At 52.4% G+C, this 24,254-nt stretch carries 23 protein-coding genes; 14 read left to right on the top strand and 9 right to left on the bottom strand.

Going from position 1 to position 24,254, the window contains the following annotated elements; all coding sequences use genetic code 11:
- Positions 1-86: 86 nt before the first annotated feature.
- Entirely contained in the window at positions 87-1,013 is a 927-nt protein-coding gene (locus ACFQ88_RS28690) for an MBL fold metallo-hydrolase (RefSeq protein ID WP_379459562.1), read from the top strand.
- An 18-nt stretch (positions 1,014-1,031) separates the two neighbouring features.
- On the opposite strand, the gene ACFQ88_RS28685 is transcribed toward ACFQ88_RS28690, so the two are convergent.
- The 4 genes from ACFQ88_RS28685 to ACFQ88_RS28670 all read right to left on the bottom strand — a co-directional run bounded on the left by ACFQ88_RS28685 (position 1,032) and on the right by ACFQ88_RS28670 (position 5,990).
- Entirely contained in the window at positions 1,032-2,198 is a 1,167-nt protein-coding gene (locus tag ACFQ88_RS28685) for a virulence factor (protein ID WP_379459560.1), read from the bottom strand.
- Positions 2,199-2,332: 134 nt separating this feature from the next.
- Positions 2,333-2,923 carry a guanylate kinase gene (locus tag ACFQ88_RS28680; protein ID WP_239630183.1) on the bottom strand — a complete coding sequence of 197 codons (591 nt, stop codon included), beginning with the start codon at positions 2,921-2,923 and terminating at the stop codon, positions 2,333-2,335.
- A gap of 167 nt (positions 2,924-3,090) precedes the next feature.
- Positions 3,091-5,094: a DEAD/DEAH box helicase gene (locus tag ACFQ88_RS28675; RefSeq protein ID WP_379459557.1), complete on the bottom strand. Its 2,004-nt coding sequence runs from the start codon at positions 5,092-5,094 to the stop codon at positions 3,091-3,093.
- A 206-nt stretch (positions 5,095-5,300) separates the two neighbouring features.
- Positions 5,301-5,990: a hypothetical protein gene (locus tag ACFQ88_RS28670; protein WP_379459555.1), complete on the bottom strand. Its 690-nt coding sequence runs from the start codon at positions 5,988-5,990 to the stop codon at positions 5,301-5,303.
- A 423-nt stretch (positions 5,991-6,413) separates the two neighbouring features.
- On the opposite strand from ACFQ88_RS28670, the gene coxB reads away from it, so the two are divergent.
- The 8 genes from coxB (at position 6,414) to ACFQ88_RS28630 (ending at position 14,151) form a co-directional block, all read left to right on the top strand.
- A complete protein-coding gene (gene coxB / locus ACFQ88_RS28665) occupies positions 6,414-7,415 on the top strand; it encodes a cytochrome c oxidase subunit II (RefSeq protein WP_239630181.1) in 1,002 nt (333 codons plus the stop codon).
- 69 nt (positions 7,416-7,484) lie between these two features.
- The gene (ctaD, locus tag ACFQ88_RS28660; RefSeq protein ID WP_239635591.1) at positions 7,485-9,296 is read left to right on the top strand and encodes a cytochrome c oxidase subunit I; all 1,812 of its coding nucleotides are present in this window, start codon (positions 7,485-7,487) and stop codon (positions 9,294-9,296) included.
- Positions 9,293-9,913, top strand: coding sequence for a cytochrome (ubi)quinol oxidase subunit III (locus tag ACFQ88_RS28655; protein ID WP_239630180.1), 621 nt, complete (start codon positions 9,293-9,295; stop codon positions 9,911-9,913). Before ctaD ends, ACFQ88_RS28655 begins: the two co-directional genes overlap by 4 nt.
- Positions 9,914-10,228: a cytochrome C oxidase subunit IV family protein gene (locus tag ACFQ88_RS28650; protein WP_239630179.1), complete on the top strand. Its 315-nt coding sequence runs from the start codon at positions 9,914-9,916 to the stop codon at positions 10,226-10,228.
- A 193-nt stretch (positions 10,229-10,421) separates the two neighbouring features.
- Entirely contained in the window at positions 10,422-11,303 is an 882-nt protein-coding gene (locus tag ACFQ88_RS28645; protein WP_379459552.1) for a cytochrome c oxidase assembly protein, read from the top strand.
- Between the two features lie 25 nt (positions 11,304-11,328).
- The gene (locus ACFQ88_RS28640; protein ID WP_379459550.1) at positions 11,329-11,784 is read left to right on the top strand and encodes a DUF420 domain-containing protein; all 456 of its coding nucleotides are present in this window, start codon (positions 11,329-11,331) and stop codon (positions 11,782-11,784) included.
- A gap of 340 nt (positions 11,785-12,124) precedes the next feature.
- Positions 12,125-12,799, top strand: coding sequence for a response regulator transcription factor (locus tag ACFQ88_RS28635; protein WP_379459548.1), 675 nt, complete (start codon positions 12,125-12,127; stop codon positions 12,797-12,799).
- Entirely contained in the window at positions 12,796-14,151 is a 1,356-nt protein-coding gene (locus tag ACFQ88_RS28630) for a sensor histidine kinase (protein ID WP_379459546.1), read from the top strand. Before ACFQ88_RS28635 ends, ACFQ88_RS28630 begins: the two co-directional genes overlap by 4 nt.
- A gap of 108 nt (positions 14,152-14,259) precedes the next feature.
- Here ACFQ88_RS28630 and ACFQ88_RS28625 read toward each other — a convergent pair whose 3' ends face one another.
- Positions 14,260-14,763 (bottom strand): PCYCGC motif-containing (lipo)protein, encoded by a 504-nt coding sequence (locus ACFQ88_RS28625; RefSeq protein ID WP_379459544.1) that lies wholly within the window; start codon positions 14,761-14,763, stop codon positions 14,260-14,262.
- A 229-nt stretch (positions 14,764-14,992) separates the two neighbouring features.
- On the opposite strand from ACFQ88_RS28625, the gene ACFQ88_RS28620 reads away from it, so the two are divergent.
- The 4 genes from ACFQ88_RS28620 to ACFQ88_RS28605 all read left to right on the top strand — a co-directional run bounded on the left by ACFQ88_RS28620 (position 14,993) and on the right by ACFQ88_RS28605 (position 19,070).
- A complete protein-coding gene (locus tag ACFQ88_RS28620) occupies positions 14,993-16,024 on the top strand; it encodes a redoxin domain-containing protein (RefSeq protein ID WP_379459542.1) in 1,032 nt (343 codons plus the stop codon).
- Between the two features lie 166 nt (positions 16,025-16,190).
- Positions 16,191-17,594: an NAD-dependent malic enzyme gene (locus tag ACFQ88_RS28615; protein WP_379459540.1), complete on the top strand. Its 1,404-nt coding sequence runs from the start codon at positions 16,191-16,193 to the stop codon at positions 17,592-17,594.
- 245 nt (positions 17,595-17,839) lie between these two features.
- Complete coding sequence (locus ACFQ88_RS28610; RefSeq protein ID WP_239630171.1) at positions 17,840-18,187, top strand: hypothetical protein; 348 nt, start codon at positions 17,840-17,842, stop codon at positions 18,185-18,187.
- 151 nt (positions 18,188-18,338) lie between these two features.
- Positions 18,339-19,070, top strand: coding sequence for a ZIP family metal transporter (locus ACFQ88_RS28605; RefSeq protein WP_379459538.1), 732 nt, complete (start codon positions 18,339-18,341; stop codon positions 19,068-19,070).
- 112 nt (positions 19,071-19,182) lie between these two features.
- On the opposite strand, the gene melA is transcribed toward ACFQ88_RS28605, so the two are convergent.
- Positions 19,183-20,541, bottom strand: coding sequence for an alpha-glucosidase/alpha-galactosidase (melA, locus tag ACFQ88_RS28600; RefSeq protein ID WP_379459536.1), 1,359 nt, complete (start codon positions 20,539-20,541; stop codon positions 19,183-19,185).
- A gap of 106 nt (positions 20,542-20,647) precedes the next feature.
- Between melA and ACFQ88_RS28595 the strand changes: the two genes are divergently transcribed.
- Positions 20,648-21,577, top strand: coding sequence for a helix-turn-helix domain-containing protein (locus ACFQ88_RS28595; RefSeq protein WP_379459534.1), 930 nt, complete (start codon positions 20,648-20,650; stop codon positions 21,575-21,577).
- Between the two features lie 108 nt (positions 21,578-21,685).
- Here the strand turns inward: ACFQ88_RS28595 and ACFQ88_RS28590 are convergent, their stop codons facing one another.
- From ACFQ88_RS28590 to ACFQ88_RS28580, 3 genes are all read right to left on the bottom strand, one after another.
- Entirely contained in the window at positions 21,686-22,504 is an 819-nt protein-coding gene (locus tag ACFQ88_RS28590) for an SPL family radical SAM protein (RefSeq protein WP_379459532.1), read from the bottom strand.
- A 189-nt stretch (positions 22,505-22,693) separates the two neighbouring features.
- Positions 22,694-23,074: a PepSY domain-containing protein gene (locus ACFQ88_RS28585; protein WP_239630166.1), complete on the bottom strand. Its 381-nt coding sequence runs from the start codon at positions 23,072-23,074 to the stop codon at positions 22,694-22,696.
- A gap of 180 nt (positions 23,075-23,254) precedes the next feature.
- Positions 23,255-24,223, bottom strand: a complete 969-nt coding sequence (locus ACFQ88_RS28580) for an aldolase catalytic domain-containing protein (protein WP_239630165.1) — start codon at positions 24,221-24,223, stop codon at positions 23,255-23,257.
- Positions 24,224-24,254: the final 31 nt, after the last annotated feature.

Here is a 24,254-nt window from a genome sequence, read left to right as displayed (position 1 = left end):
AGCTGATGGATTGATGGATGGACCGCTGAACAGCCAGCTGAACAGGTGACTGGTCTAGTAAGGGAAGGAAGGAGGCGGGGGACGGCATGGACAATAAAAGGTTCGAAAATATGGACGGAGTCAAGACGTTAAAAAGCTTCAAGCAGCTTCGCCAATGGAGGAAGGAACGAAATGCAAAAATAAAGGACTTATCGTACACCGTTCCGGCTTGTGAAACGAAACGGATCGATTTTTTGCGCAGTAACCGGACGGAGACGTCGATTACATGGATCGGACATTCCTCGTTTCTGATTCAGATGAACGGGATCAACCTGCTGACGGACCCGGTCTGGGCTGATCGGATGGGCTTTGCCAAAAGGCTGGCGGCTCCCGGCCTTCGCCTTGAGGAGCTGCCTCCGATTGATGCCGTGCTCTTATCCCACAGTCATTACGATCATATGGACATGCGAACGCTGCGCTCCTTCCGGCAAGCGCAGCTATTCGTACCCGCGGGGCTCAGCGGCAAGCTCCGGGCGAAAGGCTTCGCCCGCGTGACCGAGCTGAGCTGGTGGGAGCACGCGCAGCTCGGCGGACTCGAGCTGCATTTTGTCCCGGCGCAGCATTGGACGCGCCGGACGCTGCTTGACACCAACCGCTCCCATTGGGGCGGTTGGGTTATTCAGCCCGCGCTGCAGGGAGAGGAGCGCTGGGCGGTTTATTTTGCCGGGGATAGCGGCTACTTCCCCGGCTTCCGGCGGATCGGCGAGCGGTTCGCGATCCGCTATGCCTTGATGCCCATCGGCGCGTACGAGCCGGAATGGTTCATGTCCGCGCAGCACGTGACGCCGGAGGAAGCGGTGCAAGCATACCTGGACGTGCAGGGGGACATGTTCATCCCCATGCACTACGGGGCGTTCCGCCTCGCCGACGATACGCCGAAGGAGGCGCTGGACCGGCTGACCGCCGAGTGGACGCGGCGGCAGCTGCCGGAGCAGGCGCTCCGCATTTTGCAGCACGGCGAGACGCTGAGCTGACTAAGCGCTTGCTCCCGGTTATTGCTGGGAGCGCCGCGTCATTTGCTGCCAGACGGAGCCTTCGGCGGCATGGCCGCCTTCGATCCGCTCAATCGCCATTTTGATCTGCATCCGTACTTCAAATTCCGGATCGTTCTCGGCAGCGCGCAGCTCCGGCAGCGCTTCGTCCAGCCCTACCTCGTAGAGGAAACGGGCTGCGCGCCAACGTACGAGCTTGTTCGTATCCTTGAGTGCTTTTGCCATAGCCGATGTAGCCTGCGGATCGCCGATATCGGATAACGTATCGCCCGCTGTTCGACGGACAGAGGCCGACGGGTCCTGCATCGCTTCGAACAGGTAAGGGAGCACATCGGCTTCTTCCTTCAAATCGCCGATGTATACGCAAGCCAGCCGACGCACCGATGATTGCTCATCGCGAAGCGCTGTAATCAGCAACGGCATCGTTTCGGCTGACGGCTTAACCTGCTGCAGCGCCGCATACCGCTTCTTCCAATCGAGGTCGGCCAGCTGCTGGTGAAGCTCATCCGGCGACAAGACGATGCGTCCCGCCGTGCGAACGGCTGCGGCTCCCTGGACGGAGCCGGTCATCTGCTGCGCTTGCTGCACGAGCTGCTCCAGCCGGGCTGCATCGTAGGTGGCGTCGACTTCCTGAACGACCTCCTCCAGCACCTCTTTCAGCTCGCCGTACCGGATCCCCCAATCCTCGAGCGAACGCTCTTTGATCAGGTTAGGGGAGGCGGCTGCGGCTCTGACGGCCGCTTCGTTGAACCGGTCCGGCATGGCGGCCCGCTGCTGCTCGGTTCCGGCTTGCACACGCACCTGCAGCGGAATGCCGCGGAAGTGCTGCAGCAGCACCTGAACTTCGCCGAAATGAACCGCGTCTTCGGCTGTATTCGCCGCCGCAGCGCCTTCACCGCCGGCTGCGGGGGCTCCTCCGAGAAGCTCGCCGATTTTTTGCAATATTGGCTGCCAATCGGCTTTGGGCGAACGATCCACCGCTATGAAATCAGCTGCGTGATAAACGCTTTTTACCCCTTCAATGCCGAGGATATCGCGGATGAATGCAGGAGCCTTCGCTGCCTGAGCGCTCGTATAGGTTGTCCGGATGCCTTCCGGCAGCCGTTCGCTCAGATTGACTTTCATGCTGTTGGGACTTGGAGTCGGTTCGATGGATACAATATGCATAGGTGAGGCACCTTACCTTTCTGTATGCTGTAAATGGGCTGCGGCTGTGAAAAAAAGACCGTCTCAGCGCTCGCTGAGGATCGGTCTCTTTGTGCTTCTATTAAAGTCCGGCTTCATTATAAGTTGAATAAAGCTTAGTCTTTATCCACCAAATTGCGGTGCAAATAATGATCGTCCAATGTTTTGGTTAAATCGAATACGGTGTGCGCCAAATCGATATTCTCGAATACGTGCTCGCACTGATCTTTATAGGCCATTTCCTCATCATAGTGGGAAGTATAGCGTTGGATCAGTTCCGGAGAATCACCGCGGTCTTCTTCCCGCTTAACGATCGTCTTCAGGTCGGCGTGAATAAAGATGCGAACGGCTTTGTTGCCGTAAGTCTTCTTCAACGCCTCCGCGCCGAAGCGGTTCAAGACCAGGTAGATCGCGCCGTACTTTTGCAGCATATGGGCGACGTCCTTCTCCTTCACGCCGTAACGGTTGCCGTCGATTTCAATGACTTCGACAAATTCATTGTTGCGCTCTGCCTCAAGAAAAGTATCCCGGCTAACGAAATGGTAATCCTGTCCGTTAAACTCAGCGGAGCGGGGAGGACGAGTCGTGTACGATATGACTTGTTTCATTCCAAGTGTCTCGCCTGACATTTGGGCTACTGTCTTGCGTCCGGCACCGTTAGGTCCTGTAAAAACAAATATGTAATCCTTGTCTCGTAGTTCGTACATGGAAACCCCTCCTTGGTTTTGGAAGTTCCTTGCCGTTGACCGTATACCTTATTTTACATGTTTTCCATGCGGAGGTAAAGGGTTATCCGGATTCTAGCAAGCTATGACGGATTCTCCATGCAGGTGGTGTAATAGCTGTTTTGTCCATATTCAGGGGACGGGCAATGTTATCGCCCGCGCCGCCCGCGCCCGCCGGTATCGTTGCGCCCGTTGCCTTTGGCACGGTTGTCCGTCCGTCCGCTGCGATTGCCAGGCTGCGACTGACCGCCGCGTCCGCCTCCGCTTCGACTTGCGCCGTCCGCACTGCGCCCGCGCGCTGGCTTGGCAGCATCGCGTCCTGCACGCCCCGGCGTCCAGTCGCCGCCTTCCCGAGCAGCGCCCGCCGCACCGCGTCCACGCGCTGGCTTGGCAGCATCGCGTCCCGCACGCCCCGGCGTCCAGTCGCCGGTCTCTCGAGCAGCGCCCGCCGCACCGCGTCCTCGTACTTGCTTGGCACCATCCCGTCCTGCACGCTCTTGCGTCCAGTCGCCGCCTTCCCGAGCAGCGCCCGCCGCACCGCGTCCTCGCACTTGCTTGGCACCATCCCGTCCTGCACGCTCTTGCGTCCAGTCGCCGCCATCCCGCGCAGCGCCAGCCGCACCGCGCCCGCGATCTTGCTTGGCACCAACACGCCCTGCACGCTCTTGCGTCCATTCGCCGCCATCCCGCGCAGCGCCCGCCGCACCGCGTCCTCGCATTTGCTTGACGCCATCGCGCTCAGCACGCCCTTGAGTCCATTCGCCGCCATCCCGCGTCGCGCTTGCAGTACCGCGTCCGCGATCTTGCTTGACGCCATCGCGCTCAGCACGCCCTTGAGTCCAGTCGCCGCCATCCCGCGTCGCGTTTGCAGTTCCACGTCCTCGCACTTGCTTGACGTCCGCGCGTCCGGCGCCACGCCGACCGCGCTGCTCTCCGCGTCGCGCTTGCCGTTGCCCTTGTTCCTCGCGATCATGGCTGCGCTCGTCATCTCGTGCGCTGCTCCGCCCGCTTGTTCTCGCTACGCTCAGCTCGCCGTCCGCCCGGAACGTTCTCCGCGGCAGCTCCGCATGAATGCCTCTCTCGATTGCTTCCAGAGTGCCTTGATCCCGCTGGGCGACCATCGTGACGGCCATCCCGCGCTGCCCGGCTCTTCCCGTCCGGCCGATCCGGTGAATATAGCTTTCGACATCATGCGGAATATCATAATTGAACACATGGGTGATTCCTTCAACGTCGAGCCCGCGCGCGGCAATGTCCGTAGCTACGAGCAGCTGAATTTTGGCCTCGCGGAATTTTTTCATTACTTGCTCGCGCTTCGCCTGCGTCAAGTCGCCGTGCAGCTCATCGGACGCATAACCGCGATCCTGCAAAGCTTCGTTCAGCTTCGAGGCGCGAAGCTTGGTCCGGCAAAAGATCATGGCGAGATACGGCCGATACTCGTCGATCAGCCGGCACAACGCATCCTGCTTCCCGCGGTCGGTTGTTTTTACGGCAATCTGCTCGATTTCCGTCAAGGTCACTTGCTTGGATTTCACCTTGATTTCTTGAGGGTTCCTCATGTAGCTTTTGGCCAAATTCCGAATCGGGCCCGGCATCGTCGCTGAGAAGAGCAGCGTTTGTCTTTTGGGCGAAGTCTGGATAATGATTTCCTCGACTTCATTAAGAAAGCCCATGTGCAGCATTTGATCGGCTTCATCGAGAACGAGAGTGGACAATCGTTGCAGCTGTACCGTTTCCCTGCGCAGATGATCCAGAAGACGGCCGGGTGTAGCAATGATCATATGTACGGTACCCTCAAGCTTTTTCAGCTGCCGTTCCACATCTTGTCCGCCGTAAGCGGCAAGAACGCGGATACCTTTGATCGGCGCCCATTTCTGTACTTCTCCGGCAATCTGGATAGCCAGCTCACGGGTCGGAGTTACGATGAGAGCTTGCGTGTAATTTTTCCGGGCATCAATTCGCTCCAAAATCGGCAGGACAAAAGCCAGCGTTTTGCCTGTTCCCGTTTGTGCCTGTGCAATGACGTCCTCACCGGCGATGACAACGGGGATGGCCTGCTGCTGGATGGGAGTAGGTTCCGTATAGCCGTGCTTGTTCAAGGCTTCCGCTAATTCATCACTCACGCCTAATGCGGCAAACAAATTCGAATTCATTATAGATTGTCTCCTTATCTTCCAGTTCATTCATCATTATGTATCGTTTCAGCTTCTGGCTGTTACCTGCATTCTACAGGATGCGGGAGGAAAAAGAAACAAAGCACCGATTTTTCCTAACCGTTTCAACAGTACAACCAACAGAAAAACCCCGAGTTTCTTCATATATAATATGAAGCGATTCTCAGGGTTCATTTTGACGGTATTTATTCGGTGCTTGTAGGGTGGGTCGGCTGAGTACCGAATACCTGCTCCGACAAGGCGTCGAACTGCGGCAAATACTGCTTGAGATCCTGACCTTTCCACGCTTCCTGAGCGAACCGGTTCATTTCATTAATATAGACGCGGTTGGCGGAAATATATACGTCGACCACGGTCGGCTGCAGCGAGCGGATTTTCTCGGCAATTTTTTGCTTGAACAGGTGACTAATATGCTCGTGCTTCATGACCGTGTCGTAAGAATTGCTTCCGGTAGCCAGCTGCTTCGGATCTCTGTAGTCGGTAAATGGCGTATGAGGGCTGTACAAGCCGCGAACCGTACCTTGATTGTTCGTTTCGTTTCTTGCAGCACCGCTTTTAGTGCCTGTGGCCGTTTTATCAATTGTTATCGCGACATAAGCCGTATTGTCGGCCATCATGACTATGGCGCTGTTCACCCCGTCCATGGCCGCCACCTGATCGGACAAAAACTGATTCATGTCCAGCGTCGAATGGTTATGGGATACGATCGCATACTGCTGCTGCGTTTGATAAGCTCTCGATGTATCTTGCTTCGGCTCGTCGCGTTTACTGCCGTAGTTATTGGCGCTGTTGTAATCGTACGTAGGAAAGCATCCGCCAAGCAGCAGCATGGAGCTTGTACATAGGATCGCCCATGAAGTTTTCATTTTGACCATGATAGCCGTGACCTCCTTGTTGATTGGTACCATTAGACTTTCCGACTAGCGTCCCTGTAAGGGATTTGAAGAAAAATTCCGGACGAAGCATAAGTTTGGGGTTCAATTGAGAAAACTGAAAAGACATAAGACGTCGTTAATGACGTGTTTCTTCTATATATATAGAATCCGTTAAATCGCAAGAAATATGCGTATTCGACAAAAGGTGATTTCATGCATAAAAGCGCTGATTTATGGAAATAAAACAAGAGAGACAAAAGGGAAAAGTCAATAAAATCACAGGATTAAGAACAATTTGTGAACTTCTCTAGATTCATTGACAAAAAAGTGGTACGAAATTATAGTTAATATGGTGATTAGGTTCATTGACAATATGTGACCTTTTGTTCGAAAAATATTAGCTTTAGAGGTGGGATTGATAAGATGAATCGATGGCAAAATCTGTGGCGTTTCATCCCTCTTTTCGGGTTGATGATGTTGCTTCTGACGGGGTGTGGAGACGATACGATTTCCGCCTTAAGGCCAAGAGGTCCGGTTGCCAGAGATCAGCTGTTCTTGATGAAGCTGAGCTTGGGAATCATGGTCTTGGTTGTCGTGGTTGTATTTGCAATCTACATTTACGTACTGTTTCGCTTCCGGAAGAAAAAAGGCGATAAAGATATTATTCCGAAGCAAGTGGAAGGCAGCCACACACTGGAGGTTATCTGGACAGTTATTCCGATTGTATTGCTGCTCATTTTGGCGGTTCCTACCGTTAGCTATACAGTCAAGCTGTCTGAGAACCACATTGAAAACAAAGATGCAATTCATGTAAAAGTAACCGCTCACCAATTCTGGTGGCAGTTCGAATATCCAAGCCTGGGTATTTCCACAGCGCAAGATCTGGTTATTCCTACGGGTAAAAAGATTGCGTTTGAAATTACGTCTGCAGACGTAATCCACTCGTTCTGGGTTCCTTCCCTGGGCGGTAAACAAGATACGAACGTTGGTATGACTAACGTGTTCTACCTTGAGGCTGATGAAGCCGATACGTTTATGGGTAAGTGTGCCGAGTTGTGCGGTGCGTCCCATGCGTTGATGGACTTTAAAGTAATATCTAAATCCGAAGCGGATTTCTCCAAGTGGGTAGATAAAATGAAGGCGCCTGCAGCAATTCCGGCAGATGCTAAGAACGGTGAGCAAATCTTTAAAGAAAACTGTCTGTCCTGTCACGCGGTTAACGCACAAGGTCTTGGTTTCGGGCCGAACTTGAACGGATTTGCGTCGCGTGAAATGGTAGCGGGTATTTTGCCGCACGATAATGAAAGCTTGAAGAAATGGATCCAAGATCCGCAAGCGATGAAGCCGGGCAACAAAATGCCGCAGGTTCCTTTGAAAGATGATCAAATCAACGATTTGATTAAATATTTGAACGCACTGAAGTAACGAACATCTTGGAACAAGGAGGTAAATACGTTGGCTGACTCTCACAAAGTAAAGCATTACAGTGGAATCATGGATTGGTTGACAACCGTTGACCACAAAAAGATCGGTATTTTGTATATGCTTGCAGGCGGTTTGTTCTTCCTGCTCGGCGGTCTTGAAGCAATCCTGATCCGGATTCAATTGATGTATCCTGATTCGAAAATTTTCATCGGCGATACATTCAACGCTTTGACTACAATGCATGGAACAACGATGATTTTCTTGGCGGCGATGCCGATTATCTTTGCTTTCATGAATGCGATTGTTCCTCTTCAAATCGGAGCGCGCGACGTTGCATTCCCTTTCGTGAATGCGTTAGGCTTTTGGCTGTTTTTCTTCGGGGGGGTTCTCCTGAATACGAGCTGGTTCTTGGGCGGAGCTCCGGCAGCAGGCTGGACGGCTTATGCACCGCTTTCCTCGATCGTTGACTCTACGTCTGCGTATCATGGAGTTGACTTCTACGTATTAGGCTTGCAGATCGCCGGTTTGGGTACGCTGATCGGGGGTATTAACTTCCTGGTTACGATCATCAACATGCGTGCTCCTGGTATGACTTACATGAGAATGCCGCTCTTTACATGGACTGCATTCATCACTTCCGCATTGATTTTGTTCGCTTTCCCTGCCATCACGGTAGGTTTGGTTCAATTGATGTTCGACCGTTTGTTCGAAGGGGCATTCTTTGAAGTATCCAAAGGCGGTAACCCGGTTCTGTGGGAGCACATCTTCTGGATCTTCGGTCACCCTGAAGTATATATCTTGATTTTGCCGGCTTTCGGTATTATCTCGGAGATTGTAAGTACATTCTCCAAAAAGCGTCTGTTCGGTTACAGCTCCATGGTATTTGCAACAGCGTTGATCGGTTTCTTGGGCTTCATGGTTTGGGTTCACCACATGTTTACAACAGGTATCGGTCCTGTAGGTAATGCGATATTCTCGATAGCCACCATGGCGATTGCCGTACCTACCGGGGTTAAAATCTTTAACTGGCTGTTTACGCTTTGGGGCGGTCAAATTACGTTCTCCACGGCAAACACCTTTGCAACGGCGTTTATTCCAACGTTCGTTATGGGTGGTACGACAGGGGTTATGCTTGCAGTACCTCCAGCGGACTATCAATATCATGATACGTATTTCGTCGTTGCGCATTTCCACTACGTTATCGTAGGCGGTCTGGTACTTGGTCTTTTCGCAGGCGCTTACTACTGGTGGCCAAAAATGTTCGGCCGCATGCTGAACGAAACTTTGGGTAAAATTCACTTCTGGACATTCTTTGTCGGTTTCCATATGACATTCTTCCCGCAGCACTTCTTGGGATTGATGGGGATGCCTCGCCGGGTATTTACATATCAGCCGAACGTTGGACTGGAAGAAGGTAACTTTATCAGTACCATCGGTGCTTTCCTGATGGGTGTCGGTACGATTGTATTTATCATCAATATTATTGCTACAGCGCGTTCGCCTAAGACTGCTCCTGCGGATCCGTGGGATGGACGTACATTGGAGTGGGCTATCCCATCTCCTCCGCCAGAGTACAACTTTAAACAAACTCCACTGGTTCGCGGTTTGGATCCATTGTGGAAAGAGAAGATGGCAGGCAACAAGGAGATGACCCCTGCCGAGCCGGTTGGTTCGATTCACATGCCGTCTCCATCGATTTTACCGTTTGTTATGTCCCTCGGCTTCTTCATTGCCGGTTACGGATTTATGTACCATAAGTACGTAGTAGTTGCTATCGGTTTGGGTGCGATGTTGGTATGTATGCTGCTTAGATCGGTATACGACGACAAAGGCTACCATATCGAACCGGAAGAGCTTAATGATAAGGGGGTTAAGGCATGAGTGCACATCATGAAGTAGGCGGTGCCTTGCCACCTCACGCAGAAACGGCAACGCTGGAAGGTAAAAATAAAGTTTTGGGCTTCTGGCTCTTCCTTGGCGGAGAGTGCGTGTTGTTCGGAACGTTGTTCGCTTCGTTTATCGCCCTTCGCAATCAGGTTCCTGACGGACCTACAGGGCAAGAGATTTTCCAGCTTGGCATGGTCGGCTTGGCTACACTTATCTTGCTCACAAGCTCATTGACGAGCGTATTTGCAACCATGGCATTGCACCGTGGCCAGCTTAACAAGGTTCTCTTGTGGATGGGTGTTACGGTTGTTCTAGGCTTGGGCTTCTTGGGCTTGGAGGTTTACGAGTTTTTCGAGTATGTACATGAAGGCCATGTGTTCTCGAAGAGTGCATTTGCCACTTCATTCTATACGTTAGTCGGTTTCCACGGAGCGCACGTTGCGTTCGGGGTTCTCTGGATCACCTTGCTGATGATCAGCTCTGTGAAAAAAGGACTCACGGTTGTTACGGCACCGAAGTTTTATGTAGCCGGTTTGTATTGGCACTTTATCGACGTAGTTTGGGTATTTATCTTCACCGTAGTGTACTTGATGGGGAAGGTGGGACCGTAAATGAGCAGTCAACAGCATACTTCGTCTGCGGGCAATCGTCACAAGCTTGAAGGCCCAAGGAACCATTACTTGTCCTATATCGTTTCGATTCTTTTGACCATTCTGGCGTTCGCTGCCGTATTGTACGGCGGTCTGGACAGAGCGTTCCTGATCATGTTCCTGGTCGGTTTGGCATTGGTACAATCGATTTTCCAGCTTGCATATTGGATGCACATGAAAGATAAAGGTCATCTTTTCCCGATCGCTGGTTTGATCTTCGGGGCGTTAGTCGCCCTGACTGCAGTCGCAGCAGCCGTATATTGGGTTTGGTGGTAATAGAGAGAGAAGGGGCGGCTTTTGTTAGATGAAAGCCCCTCTTTTTTCTTACCATAAGGGAACAGCTTGTTTAATGAATGGAATTGTAGGTTATGCTTAATGTCAGGGATTTAGTCTATCTATGTATGCGCTATTTTTCACAAATTAGTAACAAATAGAGGATTCTTATGTAGCCAAGAAAGGAGAGATCAGCATGAATACGGATCCAACGGGAACATTGGGTCATTCGGGACACGGGGGAGTCGCTGATTTCGCATCGTTGTGGAGTCCGGGTCTGGTGCTTGTTCTTATCGTTGTCGGGTGGTTGTATGGAGCGGCAATACACCGCCATCGGCATCGATTTGCAGAATCGGCGCCTGTATCTCTGAAGAAGCAGTTTTATTTTTACACCGGGTTGTTTTTGTTCTATGTGGCGGAGGGAAGCCCTCTCTACTACTACGCGCACCATTACAGCTTCAGTGCCCATATGTTTCAGCAATCGGTACTGTATCTTATCATGCCGCCGTTGTTTCTGCTCGGAACGCCGGGTTGGCTTATCCGACCGCTGTTTAAGGGGAAAGCCGCCCAAATGTTCATGAAAATATGGACAGCTCCTATGTGCTCGTTGTTCGTATTTAACCTGGTTTTCTCCTTTTATCATATACCGATGATTATGGATACCCTGATGGCTAACCCGCTGCTGCATGAGGTCTACAATACCATCTTCCTGATAGCGGCTTTCCAGATGTGGTTCCCTGTATTTTGTCCGCTTCCGGAATTTAATAAAATTTCGGAGCTGTGGAAGATGGCTTACATCTTTATTAACGGTATTTTGCTGACGCCGGCGTGTGCGTTGATTATTTTTGCCGGTAAACCGCTGTACGCCAATTATATGGATGTACCCGAATCGTACTTGTTTATGTCGGTATTGAACGATCAGCAGCTGGGCGGGGTTATCATGAAGATCGTTCAAGAAATCGTCTACGGTGCTGCACTGGCTTACACCTTCTTCCGGTGGTATCGCATGGAACGGAAGAAAGACGAAGAAGAAGAATTGGAGTATGCACATTCGCAGATCAATGCAAACCGGGCTTGACTATTCATAATGGGGTGGAGCAACAATGCATATATTGCCTACGATCAGCACTAGTTTTATCGTCATCAGTGCGATCTTTGTAGCCTTCGGTTGGGCTCAGATCTTGAAAGGGAACCGTAAAGGGCATGAGAAGCTGATGCTATGGGGAGCCGGCTTTGCTCTGGCGTTTTTCCTGATTTACGCTTCGAGGACGATCTTTGTAGGGAATACGACGTTTGGCGGGCCGGAATCGCTGAAGCTGGCTTATCATATTTTTCTATTTTTCCATATCACATTGGCAACGGTAGCCGGCGTGTTTGGGATCGTTACTTTGCTGCACGCTTTTAACAAGCGGTTTGCGAAGCATAAGAAAATCGGGCGCTGGACTGCGGTGATGTGGCTGTTGACGGCACCAACCGGTGTCGTAGTCTATGTCCTGCTGTACATCATGTATCCGGGCGGGGATACAAAGCCTATGATAGATGCCATATTCGGGCTGTAAGACTTCGTCTTAAGACCGAGATAGATTGTCGGGGAACTCCCAGAGTCAGAGATTTCCCATAATACACCGGTAGGGGATCACTCTCCGGCCGCTGTTGAAACTCGTGAATTTTGATCAAATTTAGTGGTATTTTCACGATTTTCAAAGGCGGACGCTCACGCTCCTCCGAGAGATACCCCTACCTGACCTCATGGGAAATCTGAATATATGAGTTTCTCGACAAGCAAGACTTCGTCTTAAGACGAAGTCTTTTTTGTGTAGGGAGGAAGGCAATCGGACCTGTATTTTACCAAAACCGGGTATACTAAGGCACGACAGGAAACGATAGGGGGTTGCTGCCTTGGCCCAAATACTGGTCGTAGACGACGATAAGCATATCGTTAAGCTGATCACGTTATTTTTGCAAAAGGAAGGCTTCGCCACTGAAGAAGCTTATAACGGCAAGGAGGCATGGGGGAAGCTGGAGGCCGGCCACATCGACCTTGTCGTACTCGATATTATGATGCCCGAGATGGACGGCTGGGAGCTGTGCCAGACGATCAAGCAGCATTACGATATTCCCGTTCTGATGGTGACGGCTAAAGGAGAGACGGGGCAGAAGGTGAAAGGGTATCAGCTCGGGACCGACGATTATTTGGTGAAACCATTCGATCCGGTCGAGCTGGTTCTTCGGGTTCGTGCGCTGCTCAAACGGTATAAGATCGCAAGCTCGCATCTTGTGCAGATCGGGAACGTTCATTTGAATCATTCGGGGCATGAGGCGAAGCTGGATGACGAGACCGTCTATGTTCCGCTAAAGGAATTCGAGCTGCTGTTCAAGCTGGCGAGCTATCCCGGGCAAATTTTTACGAGGGAGCAGCTGATTCAGCAAATATGGGGCATCGATTACGAGGGCGACGAGCGGACGGTAGATGTGCATATTAAAAGACTTCGCGAACGATTCCCGGAATCTTCCGCCGGCTTCAAGATCAGCACAATCCGCGGACTCGGCTATCGGCTGGAGGAAGCAAGATGAAATCGCTCTATGTTCGTCTCGTAATCACTTTCATTCTTGCAGTTCTCATCGGTTTAATGGGAGCAATGATCCTCACGAACCGGATGTTCGAGCAGCAGATGCAGGACTGGATGCAGCAGGATACGAACAGCTCGGCAGAGCATATAACGGCTATGCTGTCTGAGGCGGATCCGGCTCGGTGGGGGGAGATGCTGCGGCGGTTTGCCGAGATGAAATCGTCTTATATCAGCTTGTACGGTGCAGACGGCCAACGGCTATCCGGCTCGCTGATCCCTCCAGGGGTGACACAAGAGAACATCGCGCTTGTCATTGCGGGAGGCCGGTACGAGGTGTTTGTCCAGCACGACAATCACGAGCTTCCCGCCTGGCTCATGGGCTATCCGATGAAACAGGGAGACCGCACGTATGCGTTGTTCATCCAGCCGAACTATTTGGAAATCAGCAATGAGATCAGGCGCACGATACAGATAAATCTGTCTGTCGTTCTTTTGATTGGCGGTCTGGTTATGGCAGTGGCTGCGAGATACCTGGTTAATCCGCTGAACCAGCTGACCAAAGCGACCCGAAAGCTGGCCAAAGGGAACTTCGACATTCGGCTGAATATGAAGCGCAACGATGAGATCGGAATTTTGGCCCAAAGCTTTAATGAAATGACAGTGGAGCTGCAGCAGCTGGAGCAGATGAGGCAGGATTTTGTCTCGAACGTCTCGCATGAAATTCAAACGCCGCTCACTTCGATCATCGGCTTCACGAAAGCGTTGAGAACCGATTCGATGCCGGAGGCGGAGCGGCTGTACTATTTGGACATCATTCAATCGGAAAGCGAAAGGCTGTCCCGGTTGAGCGATAATTTGCTGAAGCTGGCCTCGCTTACATCGGAGCATCATCCGTTTCGTAAAACAGCGTATCGTTTGGATGAACAAATTCGACATATCGTTGTCGTATGCGAGCCGCAGTGGAACGCCAAGCAGCTGCAGCTGGATTTGGAGCTGCCCAAGACGGTGATAGAGGGCGACACGGATCTGCTAAGTCAGGTATGGGTCAATTTGATCGGAAACAGCATCAAATTCACACCGGATGGAGGAACGATTGCGATCCGACTGCAAGCGGAAGTAAACCGCGTCATCGTCACGATTCAAGACACCGGGATTGGAATCCCGGCGGCGGAGCTGTCGATGATTTTTCACCAGTTTTATAAAGCGGACCGGTCCAGAACGGATAAAGTAGGCGGCAGCGGTCTAGGCTTGGCTATCGTAAAGAAGATCGTAGATCTGCATAAGGGTGATCTTACTGTTACGAGCGAGGAAGGCAAGGGGACGGTATGTACGATCGTCCTGCCCAGCTTACTATGAACAGGGAGATGAGTGAGCTTTGGCTTGCAGCCAAGGGGAAGAAAAGAACAAGGCGATGAGAGCCGGAGCGGCTTCCATCGCCTTGTGTCGTTTGAAGCTATAGCCGTATCAAGCTGGCATCGGAGTGAGGGTGGGCTTGGCATAGCCTTTCTTGTAGGTTTGATCGACAAAGTCGCGAATTTCCTTATTCGATTTGCCGTCTTTCTTCATTCTGGCTGCAGTCACCGCAATTTCCATACAGACGCCGCACCGGGTTCCATGATCGTCCCATACGACGGAGCCGTCTTCTTTGACTTCTTTGATAAAACAGTTCTTGTTGCTGAGATGATTGGCGCTCTCGCCGCAGCCGCAGTAGCATGGAACCCATTGAAGCACATCGACAACCGATGCCGCGATCTGGTACGCTTGCTTGATCTCCGGACGCTGCTTGTCAAGGAAGGAAGGGAGCTTCGTAATGCTTGCAGTCGTTTCTTGCAAATCGCCGTTGGGAGCATGCTGCTGGTGAGCTGCGTGCGATGAGGAGGACGCTGCTTGGTTGGCAGGGGAGCTGCAGGCCGAAACAACAACCGTTAGAGCTACAAGGCCGAATAGCGGGGCCAGACGCAATTTCATGGTATACCTCCGTGAAAAAAACTTTATTATGATTCATTATACCATACATGGGTATAGAATACTCGTGAGCGAAGTTCGAACAATACGCGTATAGCTTACTCGATATGTTAGGTGTAGCGGGCTTATGAGGCCTATAAGATTGTTCTATTGGTGTGCAAAAAGATCTTAGTTTGACATGTCCATGCAACCGATTCACAATAAACATAAGATAGTTGGTAGGAGGTACCGCATGAATGCATGGACGTTCGGTCCGTTTGTTTTGACAAGCAGCATGCTAATTATCGTGGCGGCAATCGCTGTCGGATACGCTGTGATGAGATTTCGTCTGCAAAATGCATTACCCGCCGGGTCAAGCTATGACAGGGCATTTGAAGTGGTGCTGATCTGGCTGCTGGTTTGGAAGCTTAGTATAGTCTTGTTTAATCCGCAAGGGGTTATCGATAACCCGATGACGCTCTTGTATTATAGCGGCGGAAGCAAGGGAGCCTGGATTGCCGTTCTGCTGGCGGCAGGCTATGTCTGGTATAAGGATCGCAAATCCCCTTACAAAGCCGTTTATATAGATGCATGGCTTATCTCTATAATAGCCGGTTATACAACGTATCGGTTGCTCGCTGCTGTCGTTCAGGACGGTCATGCTGTAACCAATGGAGCCGCTGTTGCCATCGGTATTGCGACGATAGTGCTTTGGTGGATCCGCGAGCCTCAGGCGGGACGCAAAACGATGCACGCTGTATTCATATCATTCGTGATCGCGCATGCGCTGCTTAGTTCCTTGGCGATGAGTACATGGGAGAAATCGGCCGGCGCGGTGGCGCAGGATGCCGAAGGGACTCCTGTCGGTATTGGGATCGGCCAGCGCGCTCCGGACTTTGAATTGCTTACCTTGGATGGACAGAAGGTGAAGCTGTCGGACTTCCGCGGCAAAAAAGTGCTGATCAACTTCTGGGCGACCTGGTGTCCCCCATGCCGGATTGAAATGCCGATCATGCAGCAGTTCTACAGCCAGCAAAAGGACAACAATGTGGTCATTCTGTCCGTGGACGCTACTCATACGGAGCTGAACAGTTCGATAGTGGAATCGTTCGTGAACCATTGGGGGCTCACGTTTCCTGTTGTACTGGATGCGGATGGGCAGGTCGGGAAAACCTATCAAGTAGCAGCCTATCCGGCCACCTATACGTTGGATGAGAATGGAATTATTCGGAAAAAGCATCAAGGTGCAATGGACGAGGAAATGTTAAAAAAGGCGATTCGTTAGCGACGAATCGCCAAGAATTGCATGTGATTGTCATGTTAGGTATATGAAAGCGGATAAAAAATCGTTATTGCAATTGCAAAACGGTGCGTGATATGATGTGAAATACATTGGGGTTCAGAATTTGGAAACAAGTTCATCATATCGAACTTATTAGGAGGTTCATTCAATGGCAAATACAAGTATCATCCTCAGGGTAGAATTGACCAATGGACAAGTCACTTTCGGTGATGTAGCGGCGGCTATCAGCCGTGCCGGGGGGGATGTTACCTCCATCGACGTAATCCGCGTCGGCAAGGAAACGTCTGTCCGCGATATCACCGTCGACGTGCAGGATTCCGCCGAAGCGCAAGTGGTGGAAGGAATTAAGGAATTGGCGGGAACCAAGCTGATCAACGTATCCGACCGGACGTTCCTCGCCCATCTCGGAGGAAAAATCTCTGTCACTCCAAGCATGCCGATCAAAAACCGGGACGACTTGTCCCGCGTCTATACACCGGGTGTTGCGCGCGTGTGCACGGCGATTCATGAGAATCCGAACAAAGCGTACTCCCTTACAATTAAGCGTAACACGGTAGCAGTTATATCGGACGGAACCGCTGTACTGGGCCTTGGCGACATTGGCGCTTTGGCATCCGCACCGGTTATGGAAGGGAAGGCTATGCTGTTCAAGCAGCTGGCGGATGTCGATGCTTTCCCGATCTGCCTCGATACGAAGGATACGGAAGAAATTATTCGTACGATCAAGGCGATAAGCCCTGTGTTCGGAGGCATTAATCTGGAGGATATCAGCTCCCCTCGCTGCTTCGAGATTGAAACGAGACTGGAGAAGGAGCTCGACATTCCGGTATTCCACGATGACCAGCACGGAACCGCGGTAGTGATGATGGCAGGCTTGCTGAACGCGCTGAAAGTCGTAAACAAGCCGATCGAATCGATCCGCGTTGTCGTAAACGGCATTGGCGCTGCGGGAGTATCCGTCTGCAAAATGCTGCTTGCTGCAGGAGTCGGCCGCCTTGTACCTGTAGACCGTGACGGAGCGATTGTCCGCGGCGGAACTTACGAGCAGCCGATGTGGCAATGGCTTGCTCAGCAGCCGCAAGTGGAAGATACGCCGGGGACGCTGGATACGGTCATTCACGGAGCGGACGTATTCATCGGCGTATCCCGTGCCGGACTGTTGAAGGTGCATCATGTTCAAGCGATGGCGGAAGACCCTATCGTGTTCGCCCTTGCCAATCCGCAGCCGGAGATCGATCCGGAAGTAGCTCAGCCGTACGTTCGAGTGATGGCGACAGGACGAAGCGACTTCCCGAACCAGATCAACAACGTGCTGTGCTTCCCGGGCATTTTCCGCGGAGCGCTGGATTGCCGGGCACGCCGGATCAACGAAGAGATGAAGCTCGCGGCTGCACGGGCTATCGCATCGGTAGTTACCGACGCCGAGCTGAACGAATCGTACATCATTCCGAGTATTTTTAACGATCAGGTCGTGAAAAACGTGCGCCATGCAGTGATTGAGGCTGCTATCGCAACGGACGTTGCCCGCCGTATTCCACCGGATTTCCGTTAAGAAACGGTCTCGGATACCGATTGCGGTATTACGGGTTCGCATGAAAGACATGTTCATAGCTGCTTACAATGGGATCGCCCTTAACGGGTCGGTCCCTTTTTTTATCATAAAAACGCTCGGCTTTGAACAGCCACAAAAGAGGATTGTGCATGTGAACGGTAAGCGGAGCCTTTTTAAAAAGTTGGATTTGGGAAACATTAATGTGCAAGAAAGGAAACATGCAGATGACATAAGGAGGAGTAGGGATGGTAGCTGTATATGCAGCAGGGCTGCTGCTTGGCGGACTGTTTCTTATCAACGGGATATTTTCCTATCAAGGCAAATATATCGAGCCTGTATTTTGGCCTACATTCTGGTATCAGCTGAAGCTGCTTCCATTAATATTCGCCGCTAACCTTATGATCGGCTTCGGCATTCAGAACGGTTACCGTGCGCTCGGCAATTTGACCATCACGCTGCTGATGTCCAAATGCTTGGAGATGCTGGTGTGCGTGGTGATAGGGTATATTTTTTTGAAAGAAATTCCGACATGGAAAACCTTCCTCGGCCTTGCCGTTATCGCCGGAGGCTTTCTGATCACGCGGTGGAAGTAAGACGGCTTTGATGCGTGAAACTAGACTGTCGACTGACGTTCGACTCCAGACTCTCAGATAGCCGAGTCGCCCGCTGCTGAAGGGTCATTTTTTACGGGCTTGTACATAGGATGGTAAAGAGGCGTATACTTCTCAGTCCTATGGAGGTCCTATGAATGACATAGCCTTTAGTTGTCTTATCGCATCGTTATGCACGCTGCTCGGGGCTATTCCGGCGCTGCTGTTCAAGCATGTATCGCACCGGGGGCGCGACAGCTTGCTTGCCTATACTGCCGGCATTATGGTGGCTGCTTCCACCTACAGCCTCATACCATCCGCCTTGAAGCTGTCCAGCTTGCCGGTGCTAACGATCGGGATATTGGCGGGAACCGCCGTCTTGACCGTCATGGAAAAGTGGATTCCGCACGCAGAGCCGTCCCATACTCCCAGAACGGACAGGATGAATGAGAAGTCGTTGTTTTTTCTCATAGCGATGGGGCTGCACAATCTGCCGGAAGGCTTGTCGGTCGGGGTCAGCTACGCAAGCGATCATCCGGATCTAGGTCCGCTCGTATCGTTTGCCATCGGCCTGCAAAATGTGCCGGAAGGGTTTCTTATCGCTCTGTTCCTCCTTTCTCATGGAGTCGGGAGATGGAAGGCAATCGCGTTCTCCTTCGGTACGGCGCTTGTGGAGCTGATAGCTTGCATGGCCGGCTATCATTTCACCTCCCGCGTCTCCGGGATCGTCCCGTACGGGCTTGCCTTTGCGGCGGGAGCGATGCTGTTCATCGTATACAAAGAGCTTATTCCCGAGAGTCACGGCGACGGGCATGAGAGACCTGCCACGTTCGCTTTTATCGCCGGTCTGCTGACAATGATCGCCTTGTCCCACAGCTTCAGGTGAAGGGACGGGTTCATGAGGAAGAAGGCTCTCCCGCACCATTGCGGAGGAGCCTTCTTTCGGTCGTTGTATTTCCTTGAGCCGTCCATTTCCATTGGAAGCTGCAATTACAGCATTAGACAGGCTGCGGGATATCGTTCCACGTCCGGCTGCCGCCGTTGAACTGCGGCAGCCAAGGGCTGAGAGCCTCGAACATGTCGTCGCACATGCGCCATACCTGATCCGTCGTGCAGACGGCGGCCGTGAGAGGGTCGTGTAAAATCGCTTGCTTCACCAGCTCGCGATTGCCGGTCAGCGCCGCCTCGACAGCCATTTCCTGCACGCTGATGCTGGCTCGGCACGTGGCGGCGCAAGCCAACGGCAGCGCGCCGACGAAGGTCGGCTGTATTCCGTTGCGGTCGACGTAGCAAGGGATCTCAATCGTGCACTCGTCCGGCAGATTCGTGATCAAGCCGCGATTTTCGATATTGAAATGCCCCCGGTACACCCGTCCGGTTTCCAGCGCCTCCAAGATATACGATCCGTGCTCCTCGGAGCGTTCACCGAGCCGGATCGATTCAAGTTCGCCGTTCAACCACTTCGGATAGTTCTCCTTGTATTCATCTCCTCGGCTGAGGCAATGGTTCAGGTAGCCTCCGGTCTCCCCGCCGATCCATGTATTGGGATAAATCCACTTTGCTGTCTGTTCCGGCAGCTTGCGGTACCATGGTAAATATTCGCTTAAATGACCGTTCGACTCGGTAGAAAAATAACCGAAACGGCGAAGCACATCGATACGGCACGGCTCCTTGGCAGCGATATCCGTGTGCTTCTCCATCGCAGGGAGAATATCCTGCAGCACGCTGCGTCCCTTATGCGAGACTTGGACGAACCAGGTTTGATGATTGATGCCCGCAGCCGTATAATCGACCTCTGCCTTAGGCAGGCCGAGTGCCTTGGCGATCAGCGAATGGCTGTGCTGTACGCCGTGGCACAAGCCTACGACGCGGATGCCGCCGGCGCGGCGGACAGCCCACGTATTCATCGCCATCGGGTTCGAGTAGTTGAGCAGCAGCGCATCGGGCGCTGTCTCACGCATGTCGCGAGCGATGTCGAGCAGCACAGGGATCGTGCGCAGCGCGAAGAAAACGCCGCCAGGTCCCAATGTATCCCCTACGCATTGGTCGACGCCGTAGCGGAGCGGGATTTCAATGTCGTGGCGAAACGCCTCAAGTCCGCCTACGCGGGCGGTACAGAACACGTAGTCCGCTCCGGCAATCGCTTCTCTCTGATTGGTCGTCGGAACAATCGTCGCCGGAAGCGAGTGGCTCTCGATCATATGGCGGCACAGATTCGTCGCCATTCGAAGGTTTTCCTCGTCAATATCCATGAAACGAAATTGCGCATTCCGAAATTCTTCAACAGCCAAAATATCCATTACGAGCCTGCGGGTAAAACCGATGCTTCCTGCGCCAATCATGGCGATTTTCAACATAATACAAATACCCCTTTCGCTGAATGATCAAGGTACAGACGCGCCTGAGCTCCATTGACTTCCCTCTTGGACAGTTCCATAATAAAACATAAGGAAAAGGCTTACAATGATAACATATTTTCGAAAGGATGAGACTATATTGCTCATGCCTCATGAAATGTGCGAGCGTACGAGCTTCGGCTTTAAATATTTAAGCCCGGCGGAGCAGCCGATTCGGCTTATTAATATCGGGTGGGATCGGGTAACTTCCCCGGCCTATCGATGGAACGGGCTGGAAAGAGGCGGCGGGTTCGTTGTGTTTCAATATACGTTGGCGGGAAAAGGGCTGCTGAGAGATGGGGAGACAGTATATCCGCTGACTAAAGATACCGGATTTATGACGGTCATTCCTAGCGATCAGGAGTACTACTTTCCGGAGGACGGCGAAGAGTGGGAGTTTCTATACATTGTCGTGAACGGGATGGATGCGTTGAACCATTTTAAAGCGATTGCGAAAACGACGGGACCGGTGCTGACGTTCCGCGACTATAAAGAGCCGCTTGTTCTGCTCAGCCGCCTTTATGCAGATGTATATCACGATCCGCAGCTGGATAAATATACGATATCGGCCCGGCTTTATGAGCTGCTGATGGCGCTTCACCGGTATGTAGAGGGGAGGGGGAGTGTCAAAGCGACTGAGGACATGCCCGCCGCGATTCGGGCCGCCATTAAATACATGAAGTCGCGGTACGCGCAGGACTTGTCCGTGGAGCAGATCGCCGAGGCGGCGGGGCTTAGCAAATATCATTTCTGCCGGCAGTTTTTGAAGAAAACCGGCCTCAAGCCGAATCAGTATTTGCGCAAAATCCGCATCGAGCAGGCCGCATGGCTGCTGCGGCATACGGACAAAACCGTGGAGGCGATTGCCAAAGAAGCCGGGTTTGAATACACGAACTACTTTATCAAAGTGTTTCGGACGTTTGTCGGGGCGACCCCGAACGAATACCGGCTGGGGAGAACGGCCGATCCGGTATATTTCCTGCGGATCGAGCAGTGATGAACCTTTCCAGCGCGCGGCGAATCCGATTCGCGTGTTATGGCGTTTGGCAGAGACTAAGGAGAGGCGGTACAGGGGCCACGCAACCGGGTAGTCCGCCGCTGCCGTTCATGGGAGAAAGCCGGCTTGGCTTATAAACAAGCGGTCCTCGGGGAAGTGATGGCGGAGCTCGGTGACGACCCGCTGATACGCTTCGCGGTCGTACCAGTCGCTTAAGCCGAGCTGCTCGTAAATGCGGCGGATGCCGAGCCGCTCCGTGCGCTTCCCGAGGCTGCCGTCGCCCATGAAGAAGTCGTCGATGCATACGCGCCCGACGACTTCGGCCAACCGCGCAGCGAACCGCTGCGAGGACGGCAGCACCGGCGAGATCGCCGCCTGCGTATCAAGCCCCGCCGCGGTGAGCCGCTGCAAGGCCCCAAGCCGCGCCGCAATCGGAGGCGCAGCCGGGGTGAAGGCCCGCCGGACCGGCTCCAGGTCGGTCTCGACCGTCACGCTGATCCGGACGCGATCCTTCAGCCGGAGCAGCAAATCGATGTCGCGAGTCACGAGCGGACTGCGCGTTTGCACGAGCAGGAAGTCCGGCTGCTCGGCAACCATCGCTTCGAGCAAAGACCGGGTAAGCCGCTCGTTATACTCGGCGGGCTGGTATGGGTCTGTACTTGAAGACATGAAGATCGTCACTCGTCCTTTGCGCTTTGCTTTGACGAGCTCCTTAGCGAGGATCGACGCCGCGCCTTCCTTGACGTCGACCCAGGTGCCCCACGGCTCGCCCCGGAACTTGGCGACGGGCATCTCGCGCACGTAGCAGTACGTGCAGGAAAAAGCGCAGCCGGTATACGGATTCAACGTATGGCTGTAGCCGGTCAAATAGCCGCTTGCCGGATTCAGCAGCGTTTTCGGCGTCTTATGCACGATGGTCGGTTTCATGGTTAGTGTTCACCTCGGTCTCATAGTGGAGCTTCTTCCGATCGAATTCCTGTTTGATTCCCTATTATACCAAACGCTGCCAGCGGAAGAAACGGGAATCGAAACGCTTCATGGCCATAATGGAAAAAGCCTACCGCGACCATGGAGCACGGAAGGCTTTTACGACAGAATTTTTAACCAGCTGCAGTCTCACTCGGGATCCTCGGGAGTCTCGAACACATCGTCGCTGCGGCCTACATCAATGATATGGCCGGTGACCGCATCCACCTTAACCTCCATAAGCCGTTCTTTCTTATCCTCGATCAGTACGTTGTACACGATCGTGCCGTCTTCAGTACCGAGCTCGATCTCCTGCACGATGCCCTGTACTTTTTGCATGGCGATGGCTATACACTGATCCTTCGTAATTTTCACCTGCTTCTCCAGCTCGGCCTGCTCCGCTTCATAGACGCCCGTCGCGCTGTCTTCAGGAGCAGCATATACGGTATGAGAAGCGAGAGCAGCGGTATGTACCGTACTTCCTTCCACAGCCAGCAAAATCATCGCAGCCAGTAACCATTTGTTCTTCATCAAGCATCCTCCTTGGGCCTGTTCAGCATGCAAAATGTTCCTTACCTGCAATAGGATACCCATAATTGTGAAGAACAATCGCAAGCGGGAGCGGGAGTATCGGCACGAAGGAGGGGGCGGCAGCGGCAGCATATCAAAAAAGACGGCTGCGCACGGCAACCGTCTTAAAGTCATAGCTTATTAATCGGAGTGATGGTTAGTAGGCATAACTTCCGGAGAAGTCAGCTGATCATAGAAGTCGACGAATTTGTCTTTATTATCGCTGGCACGAAGAGCCATAGCCGAACGCGGATGCTCATTCAATACGCCTGCAATCATGTAAGGAATGATGTAGCCCCACTCCACTTTCTCGCGCATAGGGATCAAGTGTCTCTCGATCAGATCGAGTACAGGACGTACGTCGTATTTAGGGTTCTTCAAATGGCTGACGATCAGCTCCGTAGGGCAGTTGCCGGCAGCGCGGCCCATACCGTATACGGACGTATCCAGGAATTGAACTCCTTTGCTGGCTCCCATAATCGTATTGGAGAAAGCAAGCTGCATATTGTTGTGCATATGCAAGCCAAGCTGTTTCTCAGGAAGAAGACGCTGGAATTTGGCAACCAGGTAGTCGACGTCGCTGTAATCCATGCTTCCGTAGGAGTCTACGATGTACACTACGTCAACCGGGCTTTTGTTAATTTCCACGAAAGCTTCGGTCAGCTCGTTCTCCATAACATGGGACAGCGCCATAATGTTGATGCTCGTTTCATAGCCGTAGCTGTTGAATTTGCGCACAAGCTCCAGAGCTTTGTCTACATCTTTGATGTAGGTCGCAACGCGGATCAGGTCAAGCTGGCTTTGCTCACGCGGCAAAATGTCGTTCTCGTCCACACGGCCGATATCTACAAGCGCCGAAAGCTTCGTATCGGTTTTGCGGTTGATAACCTCTTTCAAGAAGTCTTCGTTCAAAAAGCGCCATGGGCCAGCATCGGCACCTTTAAGCAGCTTGGCGGAGTTTTTATAGCCGATTTCCATATATTCTACGCCGGCTTCGCTTAAGCCCGCATACATGTCCTGTACCATTTTAACGCTAAAATCCCAATTGTTGACGAGGCCTCCGTCACGAATCGTGCAGTCCAAAATTTTGTGGTTCGTATCTCTTGTCATAGTCAGTGCTCCTTTTTCCTATATGGCAGTT

Source organism: Paenibacillus sp. NPDC056579 (assembly GCF_042793215.1).
Taxonomy (GTDB): domain Bacteria; phylum Bacillota; class Bacilli; order Paenibacillales; family NBRC-103111; genus Paenibacillus_S.
The sequence above is the reverse complement of the archived record's forward strand: the minus strand, read 5'-3'. Positions and strand labels throughout refer to the sequence as shown.

What these genes read in the sequence shown, in the direction of transcription:
- ACFQ88_RS28690 (WP_379459562.1), top strand. Translation starts at nt 87, where the DNA reads ATGGACAATAAAAGGTTCGAAAATATGGACGGAGTCAAGACGTTAAAA.
- ACFQ88_RS28685 (WP_379459560.1), bottom strand. Translation starts at nt 2,198, where the DNA reads ATGCATATTGTATCCATCGAACCGACTCCAAGTCCCAACAGCATGAAA.
- ACFQ88_RS28680 (WP_239630183.1), bottom strand. Translation starts at nt 2,923, where the DNA reads ATGTACGAACTACGAGACAAGGATTACATATTTGTTTTTACAGGACCT.
- ACFQ88_RS28675 (WP_379459557.1), bottom strand. Translation starts at nt 5,094, where the DNA reads ATGAATTCGAATTTGTTTGCCGCATTAGGCGTGAGTGATGAATTAGCG.
- ACFQ88_RS28670 (WP_379459555.1), bottom strand. Translation starts at nt 5,990, where the DNA reads ATGGTCAAAATGAAAACTTCATGGGCGATCCTATGTACAAGCTCCATG.
- coxB (WP_239630181.1), top strand. Translation starts at nt 6,414, where the DNA reads ATGAATCGATGGCAAAATCTGTGGCGTTTCATCCCTCTTTTCGGGTTG.
- ctaD (WP_239635591.1), top strand. Translation starts at nt 7,485, where the DNA reads ATGGATTGGTTGACAACCGTTGACCACAAAAAGATCGGTATTTTGTAT.
- ACFQ88_RS28655 (WP_239630180.1), top strand. Translation starts at nt 9,293, where the DNA reads ATGAGTGCACATCATGAAGTAGGCGGTGCCTTGCCACCTCACGCAGAA.
- ACFQ88_RS28650 (WP_239630179.1), top strand. Translation starts at nt 9,914, where the DNA reads ATGAGCAGTCAACAGCATACTTCGTCTGCGGGCAATCGTCACAAGCTT.
- ACFQ88_RS28645 (WP_379459552.1), top strand. Translation starts at nt 10,422, where the DNA reads ATGAATACGGATCCAACGGGAACATTGGGTCATTCGGGACACGGGGGA.
- ACFQ88_RS28640 (WP_379459550.1), top strand. Translation starts at nt 11,329, where the DNA reads ATGCATATATTGCCTACGATCAGCACTAGTTTTATCGTCATCAGTGCG.
- ACFQ88_RS28630 (WP_379459546.1), top strand. Translation starts at nt 12,796, where the DNA reads ATGAAATCGCTCTATGTTCGTCTCGTAATCACTTTCATTCTTGCAGTT.
- ACFQ88_RS28625 (WP_379459544.1), bottom strand. Translation starts at nt 14,763, where the DNA reads ATGAAATTGCGTCTGGCCCCGCTATTCGGCCTTGTAGCTCTAACGGTT.
- ACFQ88_RS28620 (WP_379459542.1), top strand. Translation starts at nt 14,993, where the DNA reads ATGAATGCATGGACGTTCGGTCCGTTTGTTTTGACAAGCAGCATGCTA.
- ACFQ88_RS28615 (WP_379459540.1), top strand. Translation starts at nt 16,191, where the DNA reads ATGGCAAATACAAGTATCATCCTCAGGGTAGAATTGACCAATGGACAA.
- ACFQ88_RS28610 (WP_239630171.1), top strand. Translation starts at nt 17,840, where the DNA reads ATGGTAGCTGTATATGCAGCAGGGCTGCTGCTTGGCGGACTGTTTCTT.
- ACFQ88_RS28605 (WP_379459538.1), top strand. Translation starts at nt 18,339, where the DNA reads ATGAATGACATAGCCTTTAGTTGTCTTATCGCATCGTTATGCACGCTG.
- melA (WP_379459536.1), bottom strand. Translation starts at nt 20,541, where the DNA reads ATGTTGAAAATCGCCATGATTGGCGCAGGAAGCATCGGTTTTACCCGC.
- ACFQ88_RS28595 (WP_379459534.1), top strand. Translation starts at nt 20,648, where the DNA reads ATGATAACATATTTTCGAAAGGATGAGACTATATTGCTCATGCCTCAT.
- ACFQ88_RS28590 (WP_379459532.1), bottom strand. Translation starts at nt 22,504, where the DNA reads ATGAAACCGACCATCGTGCATAAGACGCCGAAAACGCTGCTGAATCCG.
- ACFQ88_RS28585 (WP_239630166.1), bottom strand. Translation starts at nt 23,074, where the DNA reads ATGAAGAACAAATGGTTACTGGCTGCGATGATTTTGCTGGCTGTGGAA.
- ACFQ88_RS28580 (WP_239630165.1), bottom strand. Translation starts at nt 24,223, where the DNA reads ATGACAAGAGATACGAACCACAAAATTTTGGACTGCACGATTCGTGAC.